We start from the raw sequence: 16353 nt of genomic DNA on the forward strand, positions 1-16353 counted from the left end.
TGCCCGACAAACTAGATCGCCGCGGCAACAAGTGCAATTGCGTTGCAGATGTGCGGGTCTTTGTGAATCCCGGGGAGCGCGCGGCGCGAACCCGGGATGACAGCGCTAACTCTCGAGCTGCTCGTTGGCGACGATCTCGATGCCGAAGCCCGACAGGCCCTTGTAGTCGTGCACCGAGGAAGTGAGATGCCGGATCGAGGTGACGCCGAGATCGCGCAGGATCTGCGCACCGACGCCGACCTCGCGCCACTGGCGGTTGCGGTCCGCTTCCGTCGCGCTCTCGTCTGGCAGCGGGGCAACGGGGACGCCGGCTGCACCGTCGCGCAGGTAAACCAGCACGCCACGGCCGGTCTTCTTGAAGTGCTCGAGCACCGCAGCCATGCGCTTGTGGCCGGTAAAGGTGTCCTTGACGATGTTCGGCTTGTGGAAGCGCGTCAGCACGTTCTTGCCATCACCGACGCCGTTATAGACGAACGCGACGTGGGCGATGGAATCGAACGGCGAGCGGTAGGCGTAGCCCTGGAGCGGTCCGATCGGGCTCTCGGTGACGAAGGTCGCAACCCGCTCGATCAGTTTTTCGCGCGCCTGGCGATAGGCGATCATGTCGGCGATGGTGACATGCTTGAGCTTGTGCTGGGCGGCGAAGCGGGCGACCTGCTCGCCCTTCATCACGCTGCCGTCGTCGTTCATCAGCTCGCTGATGACGCCGACCGGCGGCAGGCCGGAGAGCTTGCACAGGTCGACCGCGGCTTCGGTATGCCCGGAACGCAGCAGCACGCCGCCGTCCTTGGCGATCAGCGGAAAGATGTGGCCGGGGCGAGCGAAGTCGTTGGCGCCGGCATTGGGGTTGGACAGCGCGCGGCAGCACGAGGCGCGCTCCTCGGCCGAGATGCCGGTGCCGCCGTCGGGCTTGTAGTCGATCGAGACCGTGAACGCAGTGGTGTGCGCGGAATCGTTGTGGGCCACCATCGGATCGAGTCGCAGCCGGCGCGCGTCTTCGGTGGTGATCGGCGCGCAGACGATGCCGGAGGTGTGGCGGATGATGAAGGCCATCTTCTCGGCGGTGCAGAGCGAGGCGGCGACGATCAGATCGCCCTCGCCCTCGCGATCCTCGTCGTCGGTGACGACCACGAGCTCACCCCGGGCAAAGGCCTGCAAGACTTCCTGAACGCTATCGGGCATTTCCCAATCTCTATCGGTTATGAGCCGGATGCTTAACCGGACGCCTTAGCCCGACGCCTTAGCTCGACTCGGGCCGGGGCGCTAGTGTCCCGGACGCAACCACATATTCCGGGCAGCGGACCTGGCGGGGGCAGGCTTGCACCGAAGATACCAGAAATATAGGCGCGGATGGCCGGGGAGGAAGGCGGCCGCACCGCCTCAGGGCAGCACTTCCTCAGGGCAGCACTTCGCGCCGCTCGCCGAGCCGCTGATCGAGCTCGGCGCGCTTGTCGGCCAGAAGGCCGGCCTGGGCGGCTTCGATTACAGTAAACAGCTCATGTGCGTCGCTGAGCCGGGTCACCGTGACGTAGCTGGCGCCGGCCTCGTAGAGCTCACCTACGTCGGCCAGGAGGTCGGCAGTGGCCACGATCAGGGCGGTCGGATTGAGGGCGCGGACGTGGCGCACCAGCTTCTCGTTGGTGGCGCCCTTGAGCAGCGAATCCGGCACGCTGAGGATGATCATCTCGGACTTGCCGATGCCGGCGTGAAGCAGCGTGTCGGCGCTGCTGATATCGCCATAGATCACGTGCAGGCCGCGCGACAGCAGCGTCTGGTACACATTGGGGTTGAAGTCGATCACGGTGATCTGCTCGAGCAGCACTGGGGCTTGCCGCTCGATCTCGGCCAGCAACGCGCTCGCTGCGCGGAAAAAGCCGAGGATAACGATGCGGCGGGCCTCGCCATGGCCGCCTTCGTGCCCCTCCTCGCCATGGCCGTTGCCATGGTCGAGGTCCTTCAGGCCGATCCGCTTCAGGGGGCCGATCGCCCAGCGGGTGATCTCGTCGCTGCGGCTCATCGCGAAGGTCGAAAGCACCGCGAGCACCACGAAAGCGAAGGAGGCCGCATTCGCGGTCTCGGCCGCGATGTGGTGGTCGGCGATGCCGGTCTGGATCACCACCAGCGAGAACTCGGAGATCTGCGCGAGATTCAGCGCCGGCAGCAGACTGGCGCGCAGGCCCTGCTTCATCAGATAGAGCGGCGCGAAAGTCGTGACGAGGCGGCTCACCACGGTGAATGCCGCGATCATCAGGGCCAGCCCGATGACGGAAAGGCCGGGCACGGGAATGGTCATGCCGAGCGCGACGAAGAACAGGGTGATGAAGAAGTCGCGCAGCGTGGTGACCTTGGCGGTGACGTCGAGCGCGTAAGGGAATGTCGAGAGCGAGACGCCGGCGATCAGGGCACCCATCTCGCGCGACAGCGACAGCCGCTCGGCGGTCTCGGCGACGAGAAAGCACCAGGCGAGCGCGCCGAGCAGGATCAGCTCGGGGCGGCGGGCGATCTGGTGGAACAAGCGCGGCAGCACGTAGCGGCTGACCAGCAGGGCAGCTGCGACCAGCACTGCGACGCGGCCGACCGAGAGCAGGATGACGCTGACTTGCAGATTGGCGAGGCTCGGTTGCACCGCCAGGAACAGGATGGCGAAGATATCCTGGAGCACCAGCACGCCGAGGGTGATGCGGCCCGGCAGCGTGTCGAGCTCGCGCTTCTCGTAGAGCACCTTGACGATGATGACAGTGCTCGACAGCGCGCAGGCGACACAGAGATAGACCGCATCGAAATGCCCGCCGCCGAGCGACAGGCCGATGCCGGCGAAGAACAGCACCCCGAGCAGGCAGCCGCCGACGAGCTGGCCGCCGGCCGCGAAGAGGATCACCTTGCCCGCCCGCACGATCTTCTTCAGGTCGATCTCGAGGCCGATCATGAACAGCATGAAGATCAGGCCAAGCTCGGAGATGACGCTGATCGATTCCTGCGACTTGACCCAGCCGGCACCGAATGGACCTATGCAGAAGCCGGCGATAAGATAGGCCAGGATCAGCGGCTGCCGGGAGAAATGGGCGAGCAGGCCCAGCATCCAGGCAAACAGAATACAGAGAGTGATGTCGCGAATGAGCTCGTGCATGCCAAATCGGTCCGTTTTGCCGCACCCTAGAGACAGGTTGCGGCGCGGCAAGCGAGCAATTCGTCACATGCCAACAGGGCTGTTCGCGGCAATGCTGCTATGCCCCCTCGCCTGTGCCGTGCCCGCAGCCGCTCAATCCAAGGTCAATATCGAACTAAACTTTGCCGATTCGCTCACCGCGGTGCCGAAGGAGCAACTCGCCGTCTCCGGCGGGTTCTACGTGCCCGCCTATTCCAGCGTCGCGATGAGCCAGGGCAAGCTGCGTGTCGACTTCTCGGTGACGCTGAGCGTGCACAACGCCTCCGAGACCCAGCCACTGGTGGTCAAACGCATCGCTTATTTCGACACCGCAGGCAAGCAGGTCGAGAGCTATTTGAAGGCTCCGGTGGCACTGAAGCCGCTGGCCACCGTGTCGATCTTCATCCCGACGGATGACGTGCGCGGTGGGACGGGGGCCAATTTTCTGGTCGACTGGGCTGCCACAGGCGAGATCGCCGAGCCCGTGGTCGAGGCCTTGATGGTTGGCGGCGTGGCCAATGCGCATTACGCTTTCATCAGCCAGGGACGTCCGACGAGGACGGCCGGCAGGAAGTGAGGCCGCCCGCTCGGGTGGCCGGCAAGGCAGAAAACAAGGCTGACCGGCGCAACGCCGGGTGGCTCAACAAGAAGCAGAAACGAGGAACGGCCCCCATGCCATCCAGCTTCGATTTCGCGCCCCTGTTTCCCGCAGGGCTGCCGGCTCCTTCCGCGCGCTGGACGGGCCTCGCCAAATACAGTTTTGTCGGCGGCAACAATGATTCCGAGCAGGTGCCGCTCGACGAGCTGATCGAAGCGGCCAACGTGGCTCTGCGACACGAGGGCCGCTCGCTCGCCACTTACGGGCTGGCGCACGGTCCGCAAGGCTACCTGCCCTTGCGCGAATTCCTCGTGACAAAACTGAAACGCGACGCCGGCATCAACTGCACGGTCGACGACCTCCTGATCGTCTCCGGCTCGCTCCAGGCCCTCGACCTCGTCAACGCCACGCTGCTTGCGCGCGGCGACACCGTGATCTTCGAGCAGGACAGCTATCAGGGCTCATTGACCCGGCTGGCGCGGCTCGGCGTCAACGTCGTCGGCATTCCCCTCGACCAGGACGGCATGCGCATGGACGTGCTGGCCGCGACGCTGGCCGACCTCAAGAGGCGTGGCATCCGGCCGAAATACATCTACACCATCCCGACCGTGCAGAACCCGACCGGCAGCATCATGCCGGAGAGCCGCCGCGCCGAACTGGTGCGGCTCGCGGCCGAATACGGCGTGCCCATCTTCGAGGACGATTGCTATGCCGACCTGGTCTGGTCGGGACAGCGGCCGCCGGCGATCCATGCGATGAGTCCGAATGGCGGGGTGATTCATATCGGCTCGTTCTCCAAGTCGATCGCGCCGGCGCTGCGCGTCGGCTTCATCGTCGCGCCGTGGGATGTGATGTCGCGAATGCTGGCGCTGAAGACGGATGCCGGCTCCGGCGCGCTGGAGCAGATGGTGCTCGCCGCCTATTGCAAGCCGCATTTTTCGAGCCACGTGCCGGCGCTGACGAAGGCGCTACGCACCAAGCTCGACACGCTGATGGAAGCCCTGAATGAACAGTTTGGAACGGCCGCGGAGTTCGAGGAGCCGAAGGGCGGCATCTTCCTCTGGGTCAAGCTGCCCGACCAGGTCGATACGCTAAAACTCTATCAGGCCGCGCTTGCCGCCGGCGTCTCGATCAATCCTGGACCTGAATGGTCGACCAATAAGGGCCATTCCAGCTCGCGCCTCAGGCTCTGTTTTGCGAGCCCGACGCATCAGCAGATCCGCGAAGGCATCGCCGTGCTGGCCCAGGTCTGCCGCAAGGAGTTCGGCGTGCCGGCCCGCAGCGCCAATGTGGAGAAGCGGGCCTGAAATGAGACGGCCGGCGCGCATCTCCCTGTGGATTTTCGGAATCGCGATCGCTCTCGTTCTGGTCGTCGCCGCCTCTGAAGTCGTGCATTTCGCAACGAGCACCGGAGTCAGTGCCCGCGAAGAGGCCGTACTTGCATTTCAAACTGAGTGCGCGAGACGCGGGATCGCCCCTGACCAATTCGCGGGGCCCCAAAGAATCAGATCGCCAGAACGGACCTATGGATTCCTGTGGAGGAATCAATCGAACGGGGATCAGATCGTCACCATGACCAGATACTTTCCGTCAGGCACAGAATCCTGGTCCTGGGGCGCGATGCAATCTTCCAGCCGTTTTGATAGTTGAGGCTTCACGCCGCCTGCGGCTGACTGCGGTGGATGGCGGAGGCCGGCCGCCGCAGCAGCACTGTCGAGACGTTGCCCTTGCCGGCCTCGATCTGGGCGATGTAGCGCTCGGAAATTCCGGAGCGGCGGGCCGTGGACGGCCGCGCGCGGGGTGCTAGACTTTGAAATTGTCGAAGCGGGGCTTTTCGGGACATGACGCGTTGTTTGAGCCGCTGGACTACGGCGGCGGTGCTTTTGATTGCGTTCACCACTGCGGCCCGTGCCGGGGGACGCTCGCCGCCACGGTCGAGCAATGGGGGCTGCTCGGCTCATGGGCGGTCGATCGCACAGCCCGGCCCGACCGGGACAAGGGCGCACTGCTGACTTACGAAATCCGGAAGGACGGCCGGGTGATGTACCGGCGCAATTTCGGCGATGCCAGGGACGAGAACGAGGTGGTGTCCGCCAAGGTCAACGCCGAAGGCCTGCTCAATGTGATGGTGTACTTCCCGTCGTTGCAGCAGACACGTGAGTTCGGCCTGCTGCTCTCAAAGCAAGGCAGCCTCCGTGCAATCTACAATCGCAGCGAACAAGGCGTCTACACGATCAAGGACGGCAAATACGTTGCGAGCAACGCTCCGACCCCTGCGCAGCAACGCTGCGATTAGCGATCGTCTTGATCCTGAATATCCATTCAGAATTCTCTTCCCGTTCCTCCGGAACGTTCACGCAAATGCGCGGTTTAGATTTGCATTCGATTGGAGGAGGACATCATGAAGAAGCTTGGTTATGTGATTGCCGCGCTCGGCGCGCTCGTCATCGCGGCGCCGACGCTGGCAAGCGCGGAAACCGTGGTGATCAAGCGTGGTCATCATCACGGCCCGTACGGCGCCCGTGCCGAATACGGCATGCATCGCGATCACGGCTGGCATCGCGGCTGGCACCATCGCGGCGACAGGGTCGTGGTGATCAAGCGCAGCCATCGCCACCATCACTGGGACTAATGCGCAACGCGATATGGAAATGGCCCCTCACGGGGCCATTTTCTTTGCGCTCGCCAAATGCTTTTGGTTAATCCCACGCCGGCGCAAAGCCGGGATTGACGCAGCGCCTGTCCTTGGGCAGCGCGGCGATCTTGTTGCGGTCGGCCTCGTCGAGGATGATCTTCAGTGCGTCGAGATTGGCTTGCTGGCTCTCGCGGCGCGACGCCTTCGGGATCGCGGCGACGCCGTCCTGATCGAGCAGCCATTTCAGCGCGACCTGCGCGGCGGTTGCATTGTGCCTGGCGCCAATCTCGGCCAGCGCCGGATCGGATGCAACGCGTCCTTGCGCCAGCGGGCAATAGGCGACCAACGGGATCGACTTGGCCTGGAGATAGGCCAGCACCTTCGATTGATCGAGCATCGCGTGATACTCGATCTGGTTGCAGGCGATCGGGGCCTTGATGTCCTCGACGGCGATCTTGAGCAGCGCCGTGGTGAAATTGGCAACGCCGATCGCGCGCGTGCGTCCCTCTTCCTTCAGCTTCATCAAGGTCTCGAACACCGCGCCCCAGTTCGCGGACTTGGACGGCCAGTGTACGAGATAGAGGTCGACATGGTCGAGCCTGAGCTTGCTCAGGCTGGCGTCGAAGGCGCGGCGGATCGAGTCCGGTGCCAAATTCTCGTGCCAGACCTTGGTCGTGACGTGCAGCTCGGCACGCGGCAGGCGGGCCGCCGCGAGTGCTGTGCCGATCGGTTCTTCATTGGCGTACATCTCGGCGGTGTCGATATGGCGATAGCCGATCGACAGTGCGCTCTCGACCGCCGCGCGGCAGGCATCGCCCTGCATGCGGAAGGTGCCGAGGCCGAGCTTGGGCATGCTGATGCCCTGTGTCTTCAGATGGTCCATGAAACAGGCTCCTGACGTATTTCGGCCCGCCAGCGCGCGGTGAAGCCGCGAGGAACAGAACTCTTCGGAAATGGAAAAGCGTGGCGGGAACGGCGACCCTAGCGTGGGATGCGCGACGCCGCCAATCAAGATCGGGTTAGTGCTGGGACGCGCAATCCCTCCCCACCGTCATGCCCGGGCTCGTCCCGGGCATCCACGTTCTTCGGGCCGAGCAGCAAGGCGTGGATGGCCGGGTCAAGCCCGGCCATGACGACGGACGGAGTTGCCCCGCTCTCACGAATGCTGCGCCACCACGGCGGGGCGCGCCTGCGGCTGCGGCACGATGTCGACCGACCAGAGGTCGCGGTTGTCAACGTCCTTGAGCGTCACGGTCATCACACCGGTACGGCCGTCGATGTCGACGCGGCCGAAGAATTGAAGGCCGAAGCACGGCGCCAGATTCTCCCCCTGCGCCGCGCTGCAGCCGTTTTGATACATCGCGACGGGGCCAAAGGTGTCGTCGAGCTCGCCCGGTCCCCAGGTGCCGGCATGCAAGGGACCCGACACGAATTCCCAGAACGGCTCAAAATCCTGGAATTGCGCCTTGTTCGGATCGTAATAGTGCGCGGCGGTATAGTGCATGTCTGCGGTGAGCCAGACGATGTTGCGGATACCGGCGCGCTTGATGGAGGTCAGGAGATCGGCGATCTCGTGCTCGCGCCGGTCGGGTGACCCATTGCCGAGCGCGACGGCGTCCATGCTGACGAGACCAATCGGCAAATCGGCCGCGATCACCTTCCAGGTCGCGCGCGAGGCGGCAAGCTCCCGCTTCAGCCAGGCGAGCTGCTCCGCGCCAAGTATCCAGCCGTGGTGATCGTCGCCCTTGTTCCAGCTGTCGTCGCGAAAACTGCGCATGTCGATCATGAAGACGTCGAGCAGCGGGCCGTAGGCGATCTTGCGGTAGACCCGGCCCTGCCGCGCGCCGATCTCGCGGATCGGCATGAAATCGAAGAAGGCGCGGCGGGCGCGCGCGACCAGGCGCGGGGTGCCATCGTCCTCATGGCCGGCCTCGTCGTAGCTGCCGGTCGGCGACCAGTCGTTGGTGACCTCGTGGTCGTCCCACTGCGCGAACATCGGCACCTCGGCGTGGAACGCGCGAAAATGCTGGTCGAGATGATTGTATTTGTAGTTGCCGCGGAACTGCGCCAGCGTGTGCGCGACTTCGGCTTTTTCCTCCGTGACGACGTTGCGCCAGGTCTCGCCGTTCGGCAGCTTCTGCCCGGAAGGGATGGTGCAGTCGGCGTAGATGTGATCGCCGGAGTGGATGAAGAAGTCCGGGCGGTTGTCGAGCATGGTGCGATAGCTGCGATAGCCGCCGCGCGCGGTGTCAATGCCCCAGCCCTGCCCCGCGGTGTCGCCGGACCACAGGAACGAGATCGACTGGCCGGCGGGCGGCGCGGTGCGGAAATGGCCGACGCGGCTTTCGCCGGTAAGGCCGGTCGCGAGATCGTCGAAGCGCACACGATAGAAGATGTCCTGCCCGGACGGCAGATCGTTCAGCAGCAGTTTTGCGGTGAAATCGGCATCGGGCAGCGCGTCGTGCGAAGCTGACGCAATGATCGTTTTGAAGCTCTCGACGGTCGAATATTCCACCTGCATCCGCGCCAGCCGGTCGGCGCGCGCCCAGACCATGGCGGAGCCATCGGAGACATCGCCGGACTGGATACCGCCGGCGATCTGCGGACGGTCGGCAGCGCGGCTGAGGTACGGTGTTGCGACCGTGCCGAGCGAGGCGACGGCGAGGCTGGACGTCGAGCGGACCAGGAACTGCCGTCGGGTCCATGCCCGCGGGGCGCGGAGCGATACCATTCAGGAAACCTTCGTCGAATCGCGACGGAAGGTGCCTGCGCTCCTTGACTCCTATCCTTACGGTTTCTTGACTCCGCGCCTACGGTTTTGCGACGCGCGGATGACGCGGACGGGACCGGGTTACCGCTTCCAGTCGCAGATGCCGCCGGTACGGCAGGGCCAGGTCTGGATGCGGGTGTCCATCGCCTGCGCATCGAGCGGACTGCCGCGGCGATGCGCCAGCCTTGTGCGCGCGGCGCCGCGCGGCTGGACGCTCTTGGTGTGAGCGACCTTCGGCCCGGCGACGCGCACGGGTTCGACCGCGACCTTCTTGGGCACATCGACCGGCTCTGCGCGGGCCTGCGCCTCGTTGCCGCCCTTCGCCTCGAGTGCGACCGGTGCGAACTTCGTCTCCGGGCCGAGCCGCTTCGGCGACAGGACTGCCTTGGAGAGATCGAGACCGAGATATTCGCCAGGCTTGTAGTCGTCGGCACGTGCAAGGCTGCCCCATGCGAGAACGAGGGCAGCAGCAACAGCAAAATGAACGCTCTTCAGGACCACGGACGCCTCCTGAAATTGGATTATTGAGAGATAATTTACCCCTATTTAGGAGGCGTCGCGCGCAATTCCAGCGGTCAGTTCCCGCCGTGGTTAAGAAGTTTGGCGGTGTCAGGCGACCTTTCGCGCTGCAGTAGGGTGAGGTGCACGCCTCTCGACACCGGCCTGGCGAGGAGCGACGAAGCAAATCCAGACTGTCTCCGCGGAGGAATTCTGGATTGCTTCGCTGCGCTCGCGATGACGGGGCGCCTCAATGCCCTCGCGCCGGAGCGCTGAGGTCGATCGGCCGCAGCACCGCCGCGGTCGGGATCATCAGCACCGCGACGATCGCGAGCGTCCAGAACACGTCGATATAGGCGAGCAAATCGACCTGCTGCTGCAAGGTTCTGCCGACCCAGGCGACCGCCTGGGACGCCGCATCGCTCGCATTCGAGCCCTGCGCCTGGAAGTAGCGCGTCATCGCGTCGATGGTCTGCTGATAGCCGAGATCGGACGGCGCGGCGTGCTCGATCAGGCGGCTCTGATGGAATTGCTGGCGCTGCGCCAGGACAGTCTGCGCCAGCGCGACCCCCATGGAGCCGCCGATGTTGCGGGCGACGTTGATCAGCGCGGACGCCTGGTTGGTCTTGTCAGGCGGCACGCCGTCATAGGAGGCGGTCGTCACCGGCAGGAACAGGAAGGGCAGGCCCAGCGCGAGGAAGATGCGCGACAGTGCGGCATAGCCATAAGTGATGTCGCCGGTGAGGCCGGTGAGATGCCACATCGAGAACGCGACGATGACCGCACCTAACATGATGAGATATTTCGGCTGCACCATGCTGACGAGGCGGCCGACCACCGGCATCAGCACCAGCGTCGCGACGCCGCCCGGTGACAGCGCAAGGCCGGCCAGCATCGCCGTGTAGTTCAGCTCGGTCTGGAGCAGTTGCGGCAAAAGCTGCGTGGTCGAGATCAGCACCGCGCCGGTGCCGAGCATGACGAGAAAGCAGGCGGCAAACTGGCGGCGGCCGAGCAGCCGGAGGTCGACGATGGGATCCTCGCGCGTCAGCTCCCAGGGGATCAGTGCGAGCAGCGAGGCCGCCGCGAGCACTGCGAAGAATACGATCATGTTCGAGCCGAACCAGTCGTTGCGCTGGCCCTCGTCGAGCACGAATTCCAGGGAGCCGAGCCCGATCGCGACCAGCAGGAAGCCGACATAGTCGACGCGCAGGCCCTTGCTCAGCAAATTCTCCCTCTCCTCCTCCGCGCCCGACGGCTCCTTGACCAGCACACCGACCAGAAGCAGCGAGAGCAATCCCATCGGCACGTTGATCAGGAACACCCAGTGCCAGCTGTAGGTGTCGGTGATCCAGCCACCGAGCGTGGGGCCGATCACCGGCGCGACCACCACCGCGACACCATAGATCGCGAAGGCCTGTCCACGCTTGTGCGGCGGAAAGGAGTCGGCGAGGATCGCTTGCTCACTGGTGGCCATGCCGCCGCCGCCGAGACCCTGAAGGATGCGGAACAGTACCAGCGATTGCAAATTCCAGGCGAATCCACACAGCAGCGAGGCGACCGAGAACGTCGCCACGCAAATCATGTAGAAGCGCTTGCGGCCGATCACGGTTGCCAGCCAGCCCGAAATCGATAGCACGATGGCGTTGGCGACGAGATAGCTGGTGATGACGTAGGTGCTCTCGTCGATTCCGACGGCGAGCCCGCCGGCGATGTGGCGGAGCGCGACATTGGCGATGGTGGTGTCGAGCACCTCCATGAAGGTCGCGATCGAGACGACGAGGGCGATCAGATAGGGATTGTGCCCGCCGGCCGCCGAGCGCTCCGGCGACCAGCCTCCCGCCGACGCGCCGCCTTGCGCAGTGTCCGTCATCGCACCCTGGCCCAGGGCACCACCGACATGCCGGGTCCGACCGGCAGATCGGCGGGCCAATTGTCGACCGCGATCTTCACCGGCACGCGCTGCACCACCTTGACATAATTGCCGGTGGCATTCTCCGCCGGCAACAGGCTGAACGCGGTGCCGGACCCCGGTTGCACGGACTCGACGTGGCCGGTCAGCTTGCGGCCGGGATAGGCGTCGATGCGGATCTCGACCGGCTGGCCGGGCCGCATGTCGTTGAGCTGGGTTTCCTTGTAGTTGGCAACGATCCAGACCTCGTCCGGCACGAACATCATCAGGCTCTGGCCCGCATTGACGAAGGTGCCCTTGGCACCCGAGAGCTTGACGACGCGGCCGGATTGCGCGGCAACGACGCTGGTGTATTGCAGGTTCAGCCTGGCCTGATCGAGCTGCGCCTGCGACTGCTGGAGTTGCGCCCTGGCGCCTTCGAGCTGCGCCTGCAGCGACTTGATGCCGAGTTGCGCGGCCGTCACCGCGGTCTTGGCGCGCTCCGTGTTGGCCTGCTGCGCCTGAAGATCGGAACGGGTTTGTTGTTGGCGCTGCACGGTGCCGGCGCCCTTCTCGACCAGTTCCTGGGCGCGCGCAAATTCCTCCTGCGAGAATTGCAGCTGGGCCTGGACCTGTTCGAGTTGCGCTTCAGCCTGCTTGATCTGCTCCTGCTGCGAAACGATCTGCGCCTCGACATTGGCGGTGTTGGCGCTGGCGACCGCGACTTGCGCATTGGCCTGATCGATCGCGATGCGATAATCGCGCTCGTCGATCTTGGCGAGAAGATCGCCGGCCCCGACATGCTGGTTGTCAGTGACCGGGACATCGGTCACGTAGCCACCGACCTTCGAGGCCACGGAAAAGCTGCGCGCGGCAACGAAGGCATCGTCAGTGGATTCGTAGTGCCGCACCTCGAGCCAGTAGAGCAGCCCGCCCATGAGCGCCGCGACCAGCACGATGGTGCCGAATGTTGCGAGCAGCCAATGCTCGCGAAGCCGTTCGCGCAGCGATGACGTCGCCGCCGGCTTGTGGTCCTTGGCGCCGCGGGTCTGATCAGGAGAGGTCTTTGGAGCTTCCTTCGCCCGTTGCGGTTGCTCCGCGGACGGATCACGCTCCCGTGTCTGAGCATCCACGGTGAACACCTATGTCGAGCCTAAACGGGCGGCGGCAGCCGGGCCAGTTCGCGTGCCGCGAGCGCAACTACGGCGCCGGAGCATGGTTCCCGAACCGGCGGAGCGTCACCGTCCTTCGTGATTGCAGCGCTCAAGAAAGAAGCGCGGCACCGTGCGCCGCGCTCTTCCTGAAGGCCGGTCGACGCAGTTATCCTGGTTACTTGGCTAGTACTTAGCCTAGTGCGTCTTGGTCTCTTGCCACTTCTCGAGGTCGGGCTTTGCCTCGCCCGACTTCTGATCCTTTTCCGGATTGCCCTTCCAGGGCTTGTTCGTCTGGGCGTGCGATCCCCAGTCATTCTGATTCCGGGGATCGTCGGTGGGCCGTTCCTTGCTCATCGGATCTCCCTTTCTGCGACGCGCTCAGGCGAAGGGAACGCCGTAATAGGAGTTGATGCCGCGAACCGCGGCATCGTCGCCCCAGTTCCAGTCGCTGCGCTCGCCGTATTTCGGCGCGCCTTCCAGTTCCTTCGCGGTAATCGCGGTGACATAACCGCCAAGCTCCGTGTCGTATTTCAGTGACTGCCAGGGCAGCGGATAGTGGTCGTTGCCGAGGCCCATGAAACCGCCGAAACCGAGCACGGCGTAGGACACCTTGCCGCTGATCTTGTCGATCATCACGCGTTCGATCGAGCCGATCTTGTTGCGATCCGCGCCGTAGACCGATGTTCCCTCGACCTTGTCGCTGCCGATCAACCTGCCCATCTCGTCCCGGTCCAATTCGCTTCGATTCAGCATCTCAATTCTCCACTCAGCCAGTGTGGAGACAACCCGGATAGGCGAGCGATCGTTCCGGCGTGCTCTGCGCGAGTTGAGGAACATCGCCGGACACGGGCGGTTCTCTCAACTTCAAGTCCCGGAACACGAAGAGCGGCCCAAGATGTCCCAAACCGTCTCCGATTTCATCGTCCAACGCCTGCATCAATGGGGGGTGCGCCACCTTTTCGGCTATCCCGGCGACGGCATCAACGGCGTGTTCGGTGCGCTTCAACGTGCCGAGGGCAAAATCGGCTTCGTGCAGGCGCGGCATGAGGAGATGGCGGCATTCATGGCCAGCGCCTATGCGAAGTTTTCCGGCGAGCTCGGCGTCTGCATCGCGACCTCGGGCCCCGGCGCCTCGCATCTGATCACCGGCCTCTACGATGCGCTGCTCGATCACCAGCCGGTGCTGGCGATCGTCGGCCAGCAGGCCCGTAACGCACTGGGCGGGCAGTATCAGCAGGAACTCGACCTCGTCTCGATGTTCAAGGATGTCGCAGGCGCCTATGTGATGCAGGCGTCCTCACCCGCGCAGGTGCGACACCTGATCGACCGGGCGGTTCGCATTGCGCTTGCCCGGCGGACTCCGACCGCAATCGTCCTGCCCAACGATCTCCAGGAAGAACCCTACGAAAGCCCGCCGCGGGCGCACGGCACGCTGCACTCCGGCATCGGGTACAACGCTCCGAGCATCACGCCGCGCGAGGTGGATCTCGACCGTGCAGCAGAAGTGCTCAACGCCGGCAAGAAGGTCGCGATGCTGATCGGCGCCGGCGCGCTTCATGCGACCGACGAGGTGATCGCGGTTGCCGACCGGCTGTCGGCCGGCTGCGCCAAGGCGCTGCTCGGCAAGGCCGCGCTCCCCGATGACCTCCCTTGGGTGACGGGCTCGATCGGCCTGCTCGGCACCGAGCCCAGCTACGACATGATGATGGAGTGCGACACGCTGCTGATGGTCGGCTCCGGATTTCCTTATGCCGAGTTCCTGCCCAGGGAAGGCGCCGCGCGCGGCGTGCAGATCGACATCGATGCCAGTATGATGTCGATCCGCTTTCCCATGGAGGTCGGTCTCATCGGTGACGCCGCCGAGACGCTGCGTGCACTGCTGCCGCGGCTTACGCCCAAGACCGATGGCGCCTGGCGCAAGGGCATCGAAGAGGATGTTGCAAATTGGTGGACAACGCTGGACCACCGCGCACACCAGCCCGCAGCGCCGGTCAATCCGCAGCTCGTCGCCTGGGAGCTGTCTCCGCGCCTGCCCGACCGCGCCATCATCACCAGCGATTCCGGCTCCTGCGCCAACTGGTTCGCGCGCGACCTGAAGATGCGGCGCGGCATGACGGCCTCGCTCTCCGGCGGCCTCGCCTCGATGGGCGCCGCGGTACCCTACGCGCTCGCCGCGAAATTCGCCCATCCAGACCGGCCGGTGATCGCGCTGGTCGGCGACGGCGCGATGCAGATGAACAACATGGCCGAGTTGATCACCGCCGCCAAATACTGGCGCTCATGGCGCGATCCGCGCTTCATCGTCTGCGTCTTCAACAACGAGGATCTCAACCAGGTCACCTGGGAGCAGCGCATCATCAATGGCGATCCGAAATTCGAGGCCTCGCAGCGCATTCCCGACGTATCCTATTCGCGCTTCGCCGAGCTGATCGGCCTCTCCGGCATCTTCGTCGACAGCCCGCAAATGGTCGGCTCGGCGTGGGAGCAGGCGCTGGCGAGCGAGATGCCGGTCGTGCTCGAGGTGAAGACCGATCCCGATGTACCGCCACTGCCGCCGCACATCACCTTGCAGCAGGCGAAGAACTTCTCGCTCGCTTTGGTGAAGGGCGATCCCAACGAGACTGGCGTGATCAAAGGGACGGCCCGGCAGATGCTGGAAAAGGTCCTGCCCGGAAAGGAGTGAGGTGAACCATGAGCGATTTCCGCGATATCCGGCATGGCGTCAACGATCCCGTCGATGGTGTCGACGTCAAGCGACAGATCAATGCCAACCAGACCCCGCATGAGCGGGCACAGCGACACGCCGACGTGCGCGCCGATCCGTCGGCCTCGCCGGCAGAACCGTTCCTGCCAGAGAGGCTCCGGCGCAAGCCGACCGATCCGATCAACCCGCGCACCGGTCGCAACCCCAGGGACTAGGAACCTTCATCGCGCCGCCGTGTTGGTCGCCGCAAAGATTTCGCGCGGCAAGCAGCCGCGCCGCCAACGAGAGGACCGGACCATGAAACGTACCGCTATTGCTCTTGCCTGTGTGCTCCTTGCTGGCCCCGCGCTCGCCCAATCACTTGGCGAGAAGACCGGCGTCAATTCGGCGCTCGGCGTCGCCCCTGCTACCGCGGATTTCGTCAAGGAGGTTGCCGTCAGCGACATGTTCGAGATCGAATCGAGCAAGCTCGCCCAGCAGAAGGGCAATGCGCAGGAAAAGACCTTCGCGCAGCAGATGGTGACCGACCACACCAAGACCAGTAGCGAGCTGAAGGCCCTCGTCAGCGACGGCAAGGTGCAAGCCACGTTGCCGACGGCGCTCGACAGCTCGCACCAGAGCAAGCTCGACAAGCTCAAGAACGCCTCGGGCAAGAACTTCAGCTCGGACTACAATTCCTATCAGGTCAGCGCCCATGAGGACGCCGTGTCCCTGTTCGACCGCTACGCCAAAGGCGGCGACAACGCCGCGCTGAAGGACTGGGCCGGCAAGACGCTGCCGGCGCTCAAGTACCATCTCGAGATGGCCAAGGAGCTCGGCAAGGCGCCGAGCGTCGGGCAGTCCAAGTAAACATCTTCTGAGGACGCCCGCCCTCACCGGCGTCCTCTCGTTTTGCAACGATGCCTGTCTCCGCATTGAGATCGCAAAATCGCGGAGACCGTCATGGCGCAGCAAGACAAGA

The 16353-nt window shown here is 64.5% G+C and carries 15 protein-coding genes and 2 pseudogenes; 7 read left to right on the forward strand and 10 right to left on the reverse strand.

The window, feature by feature from the left end:
• Positions 1-105: 105 nt before the first annotated feature.
• Together ribB and QSV46_RS14750 are read right to left on the reverse strand one after the other, a co-directional pair.
• Positions 106-1182, reverse strand: coding sequence for a 3,4-dihydroxy-2-butanone-4-phosphate synthase (gene ribB, locus QSV46_RS14745; protein WP_314952246.1), 1077 nt, complete (start codon positions 1180-1182; stop codon positions 106-108).
• Positions 1183-1396: 214 nt separating this feature from the next.
• Positions 1397-3127, reverse strand: a complete 1731-nt coding sequence (locus QSV46_RS14750; RefSeq protein ID WP_314952248.1) for a cation:proton antiporter — start codon at positions 3125-3127, stop codon at positions 1397-1399.
• Positions 3128-3194: 67 nt separating this feature from the next.
• On the opposite strand from QSV46_RS14750, the gene QSV46_RS14755 reads away from it, so the two are divergent.
• Positions 3195-3722, forward strand: a complete 528-nt coding sequence (locus QSV46_RS14755) for a DUF3124 domain-containing protein (protein ID WP_314952250.1) — start codon at positions 3195-3197, stop codon at positions 3720-3722.
• Positions 3723-3817: 95 nt separating this feature from the next.
• On the forward strand, positions 3818-5050 hold the full coding sequence (locus tag QSV46_RS14760) for a PLP-dependent aminotransferase family protein (protein ID WP_314952251.1): 1233 nt from the start codon (positions 3818-3820) through the stop codon (positions 5048-5050).
• 347 nt (positions 5051-5397) lie between these two features.
• Here the strand turns inward: QSV46_RS14760 and QSV46_RS14765 are convergent.
• Positions 5398-5529, reverse strand: a pseudogene (locus QSV46_RS14765) (transcriptional regulator); the annotation flags it as partial.
• Positions 5530-5584: 55 nt separating this feature from the next.
• Between QSV46_RS14765 and QSV46_RS14770 the strand changes: the two are divergent.
• Both QSV46_RS14770 and QSV46_RS14775 read left to right on the forward strand, forming a co-directional pair.
• Positions 5585-6039: pseudogene (locus QSV46_RS14770) on the forward strand (hypothetical protein).
• A 105-nt stretch (positions 6040-6144) separates the two neighbouring features.
• Entirely contained in the window at positions 6145-6375 is a 231-nt protein-coding gene (locus QSV46_RS14775) for a hypothetical protein (protein ID WP_314952255.1), read from the forward strand.
• Positions 6376-6442: 67 nt separating this feature from the next.
• On the opposite strand, the gene QSV46_RS14780 is transcribed toward QSV46_RS14775, so the two are convergent.
• The 7 genes from QSV46_RS14780 to QSV46_RS14810 form a co-directional block, all read right to left on the reverse strand.
• On the reverse strand, positions 6443-7261 hold the full coding sequence (locus tag QSV46_RS14780; RefSeq protein ID WP_314952258.1) for an aldo/keto reductase: 819 nt from the start codon (positions 7259-7261) through the stop codon (positions 6443-6445).
• A gap of 273 nt (positions 7262-7534) precedes the next feature.
• The gene (locus QSV46_RS14785) at positions 7535-9109 is read right to left on the reverse strand and encodes an alkaline phosphatase D family protein (RefSeq protein WP_314952261.1); all 1575 of its coding nucleotides are present in this window, start codon (positions 9107-9109) and stop codon (positions 7535-7537) included.
• A gap of 120 nt (positions 9110-9229) precedes the next feature.
• The gene (locus QSV46_RS14790; protein WP_314952265.1) at positions 9230-9649 is read right to left on the reverse strand and encodes a hypothetical protein; all 420 of its coding nucleotides are present in this window, start codon (positions 9647-9649) and stop codon (positions 9230-9232) included.
• A gap of 247 nt (positions 9650-9896) precedes the next feature.
• The gene (locus QSV46_RS14795) at positions 9897-11516 is read right to left on the reverse strand and encodes a DHA2 family efflux MFS transporter permease subunit (RefSeq protein ID WP_314952268.1); all 1620 of its coding nucleotides are present in this window, start codon (positions 11514-11516) and stop codon (positions 9897-9899) included.
• Entirely contained in the window at positions 11513-12667 is a 1155-nt protein-coding gene (locus QSV46_RS14800; protein WP_314952271.1) for an HlyD family secretion protein, read from the reverse strand. Before QSV46_RS14800 ends, QSV46_RS14795 begins: the two co-directional genes overlap by 4 nt.
• Before the next feature lie 216 nt (positions 12668-12883).
• Positions 12884-13042, reverse strand: a complete 159-nt coding sequence (locus QSV46_RS14805) for a hypothetical protein (protein WP_314952274.1) — start codon at positions 13040-13042, stop codon at positions 12884-12886.
• A gap of 24 nt (positions 13043-13066) precedes the next feature.
• Positions 13067-13441, reverse strand: coding sequence for a PRC-barrel domain-containing protein (locus tag QSV46_RS14810; RefSeq protein ID WP_314952276.1), 375 nt, complete (start codon positions 13439-13441; stop codon positions 13067-13069).
• Positions 13442-13583: 142 nt separating this feature from the next.
• Here QSV46_RS14810 and QSV46_RS14815 point away from each other — a divergent pair, with 142 nt between their 5' ends.
• The 3 genes from QSV46_RS14815 (at position 13584) to QSV46_RS14825 (ending at position 16241) form a co-directional block, all read left to right on the forward strand.
• Complete coding sequence (locus QSV46_RS14815) at positions 13584-15371, forward strand: thiamine pyrophosphate-requiring protein (RefSeq protein ID WP_314952278.1); 1788 nt, start codon at positions 13584-13586, stop codon at positions 15369-15371.
• A gap of 8 nt (positions 15372-15379) precedes the next feature.
• Complete coding sequence (locus QSV46_RS14820) at positions 15380-15607, forward strand: hypothetical protein (protein ID WP_314952279.1); 228 nt, start codon at positions 15380-15382, stop codon at positions 15605-15607.
• Between the two features lie 82 nt (positions 15608-15689).
• Positions 15690-16241, forward strand: a complete 552-nt coding sequence (locus QSV46_RS14825) for a DUF4142 domain-containing protein (RefSeq protein WP_314952281.1) — start codon at positions 15690-15692, stop codon at positions 16239-16241.
• Positions 16242-16353 lie beyond the last annotated feature (112 nt).

The organism is Bradyrhizobium cosmicum (genome assembly GCF_032290525.1).
In the GTDB taxonomy this organism is placed as follows: Bacteria; Pseudomonadota; Alphaproteobacteria; order Rhizobiales; family Xanthobacteraceae; genus Bradyrhizobium; species Bradyrhizobium cosmicum_A.

Bases quoted from the DNA above. Each gene is read 5' to 3' on its own strand.
- QSV46_RS14780 (WP_314952258.1), bottom strand. From the start codon at position 7,261: ATGGACCATCTGAAGACACAGGGCATCAGCATGCCCAAGCTCGGCCTC.
- QSV46_RS14820 (WP_314952279.1), top strand. From the start codon at position 15,380: ATGAGCGATTTCCGCGATATCCGGCATGGCGTCAACGATCCCGTCGAT.
- QSV46_RS14750 (WP_314952248.1), bottom strand. From the start codon at position 3,127: ATGCACGAGCTCATTCGCGACATCACTCTCTGTATTCTGTTTGCCTGG.
- QSV46_RS14810 (WP_314952276.1), bottom strand. From the start codon at position 13,441: ATGCTGAATCGAAGCGAATTGGACCGGGACGAGATGGGCAGGTTGATC.
- QSV46_RS14775 (WP_314952255.1), top strand. From the start codon at position 6,145: ATGAAGAAGCTTGGTTATGTGATTGCCGCGCTCGGCGCGCTCGTCATC.
- QSV46_RS14785 (WP_314952261.1), bottom strand. From the start codon at position 9,109: ATGGTATCGCTCCGCGCCCCGCGGGCATGGACCCGACGGCAGTTCCTG.
- QSV46_RS14825 (WP_314952281.1), top strand. From the start codon at position 15,690: ATGAAACGTACCGCTATTGCTCTTGCCTGTGTGCTCCTTGCTGGCCCC.
- QSV46_RS14795 (WP_314952268.1), bottom strand. From the start codon at position 11,516: ATGACGGACACTGCGCAAGGCGGCGCGTCGGCGGGAGGCTGGTCGCCG.
- QSV46_RS14760 (WP_314952251.1), top strand. From the start codon at position 3,818: ATGCCATCCAGCTTCGATTTCGCGCCCCTGTTTCCCGCAGGGCTGCCG.
- QSV46_RS14815 (WP_314952278.1), top strand. From the start codon at position 13,584: ATGTCCCAAACCGTCTCCGATTTCATCGTCCAACGCCTGCATCAATGG.
- QSV46_RS14755 (WP_314952250.1), top strand. From the start codon at position 3,195: ATGCCAACAGGGCTGTTCGCGGCAATGCTGCTATGCCCCCTCGCCTGT.
- ribB (WP_314952246.1), bottom strand. From the start codon at position 1,182: ATGCCCGATAGCGTTCAGGAAGTCTTGCAGGCCTTTGCCCGGGGTGAG.
- QSV46_RS14805 (WP_314952274.1), bottom strand. From the start codon at position 13,042: ATGAGCAAGGAACGGCCCACCGACGATCCCCGGAATCAGAATGACTGG.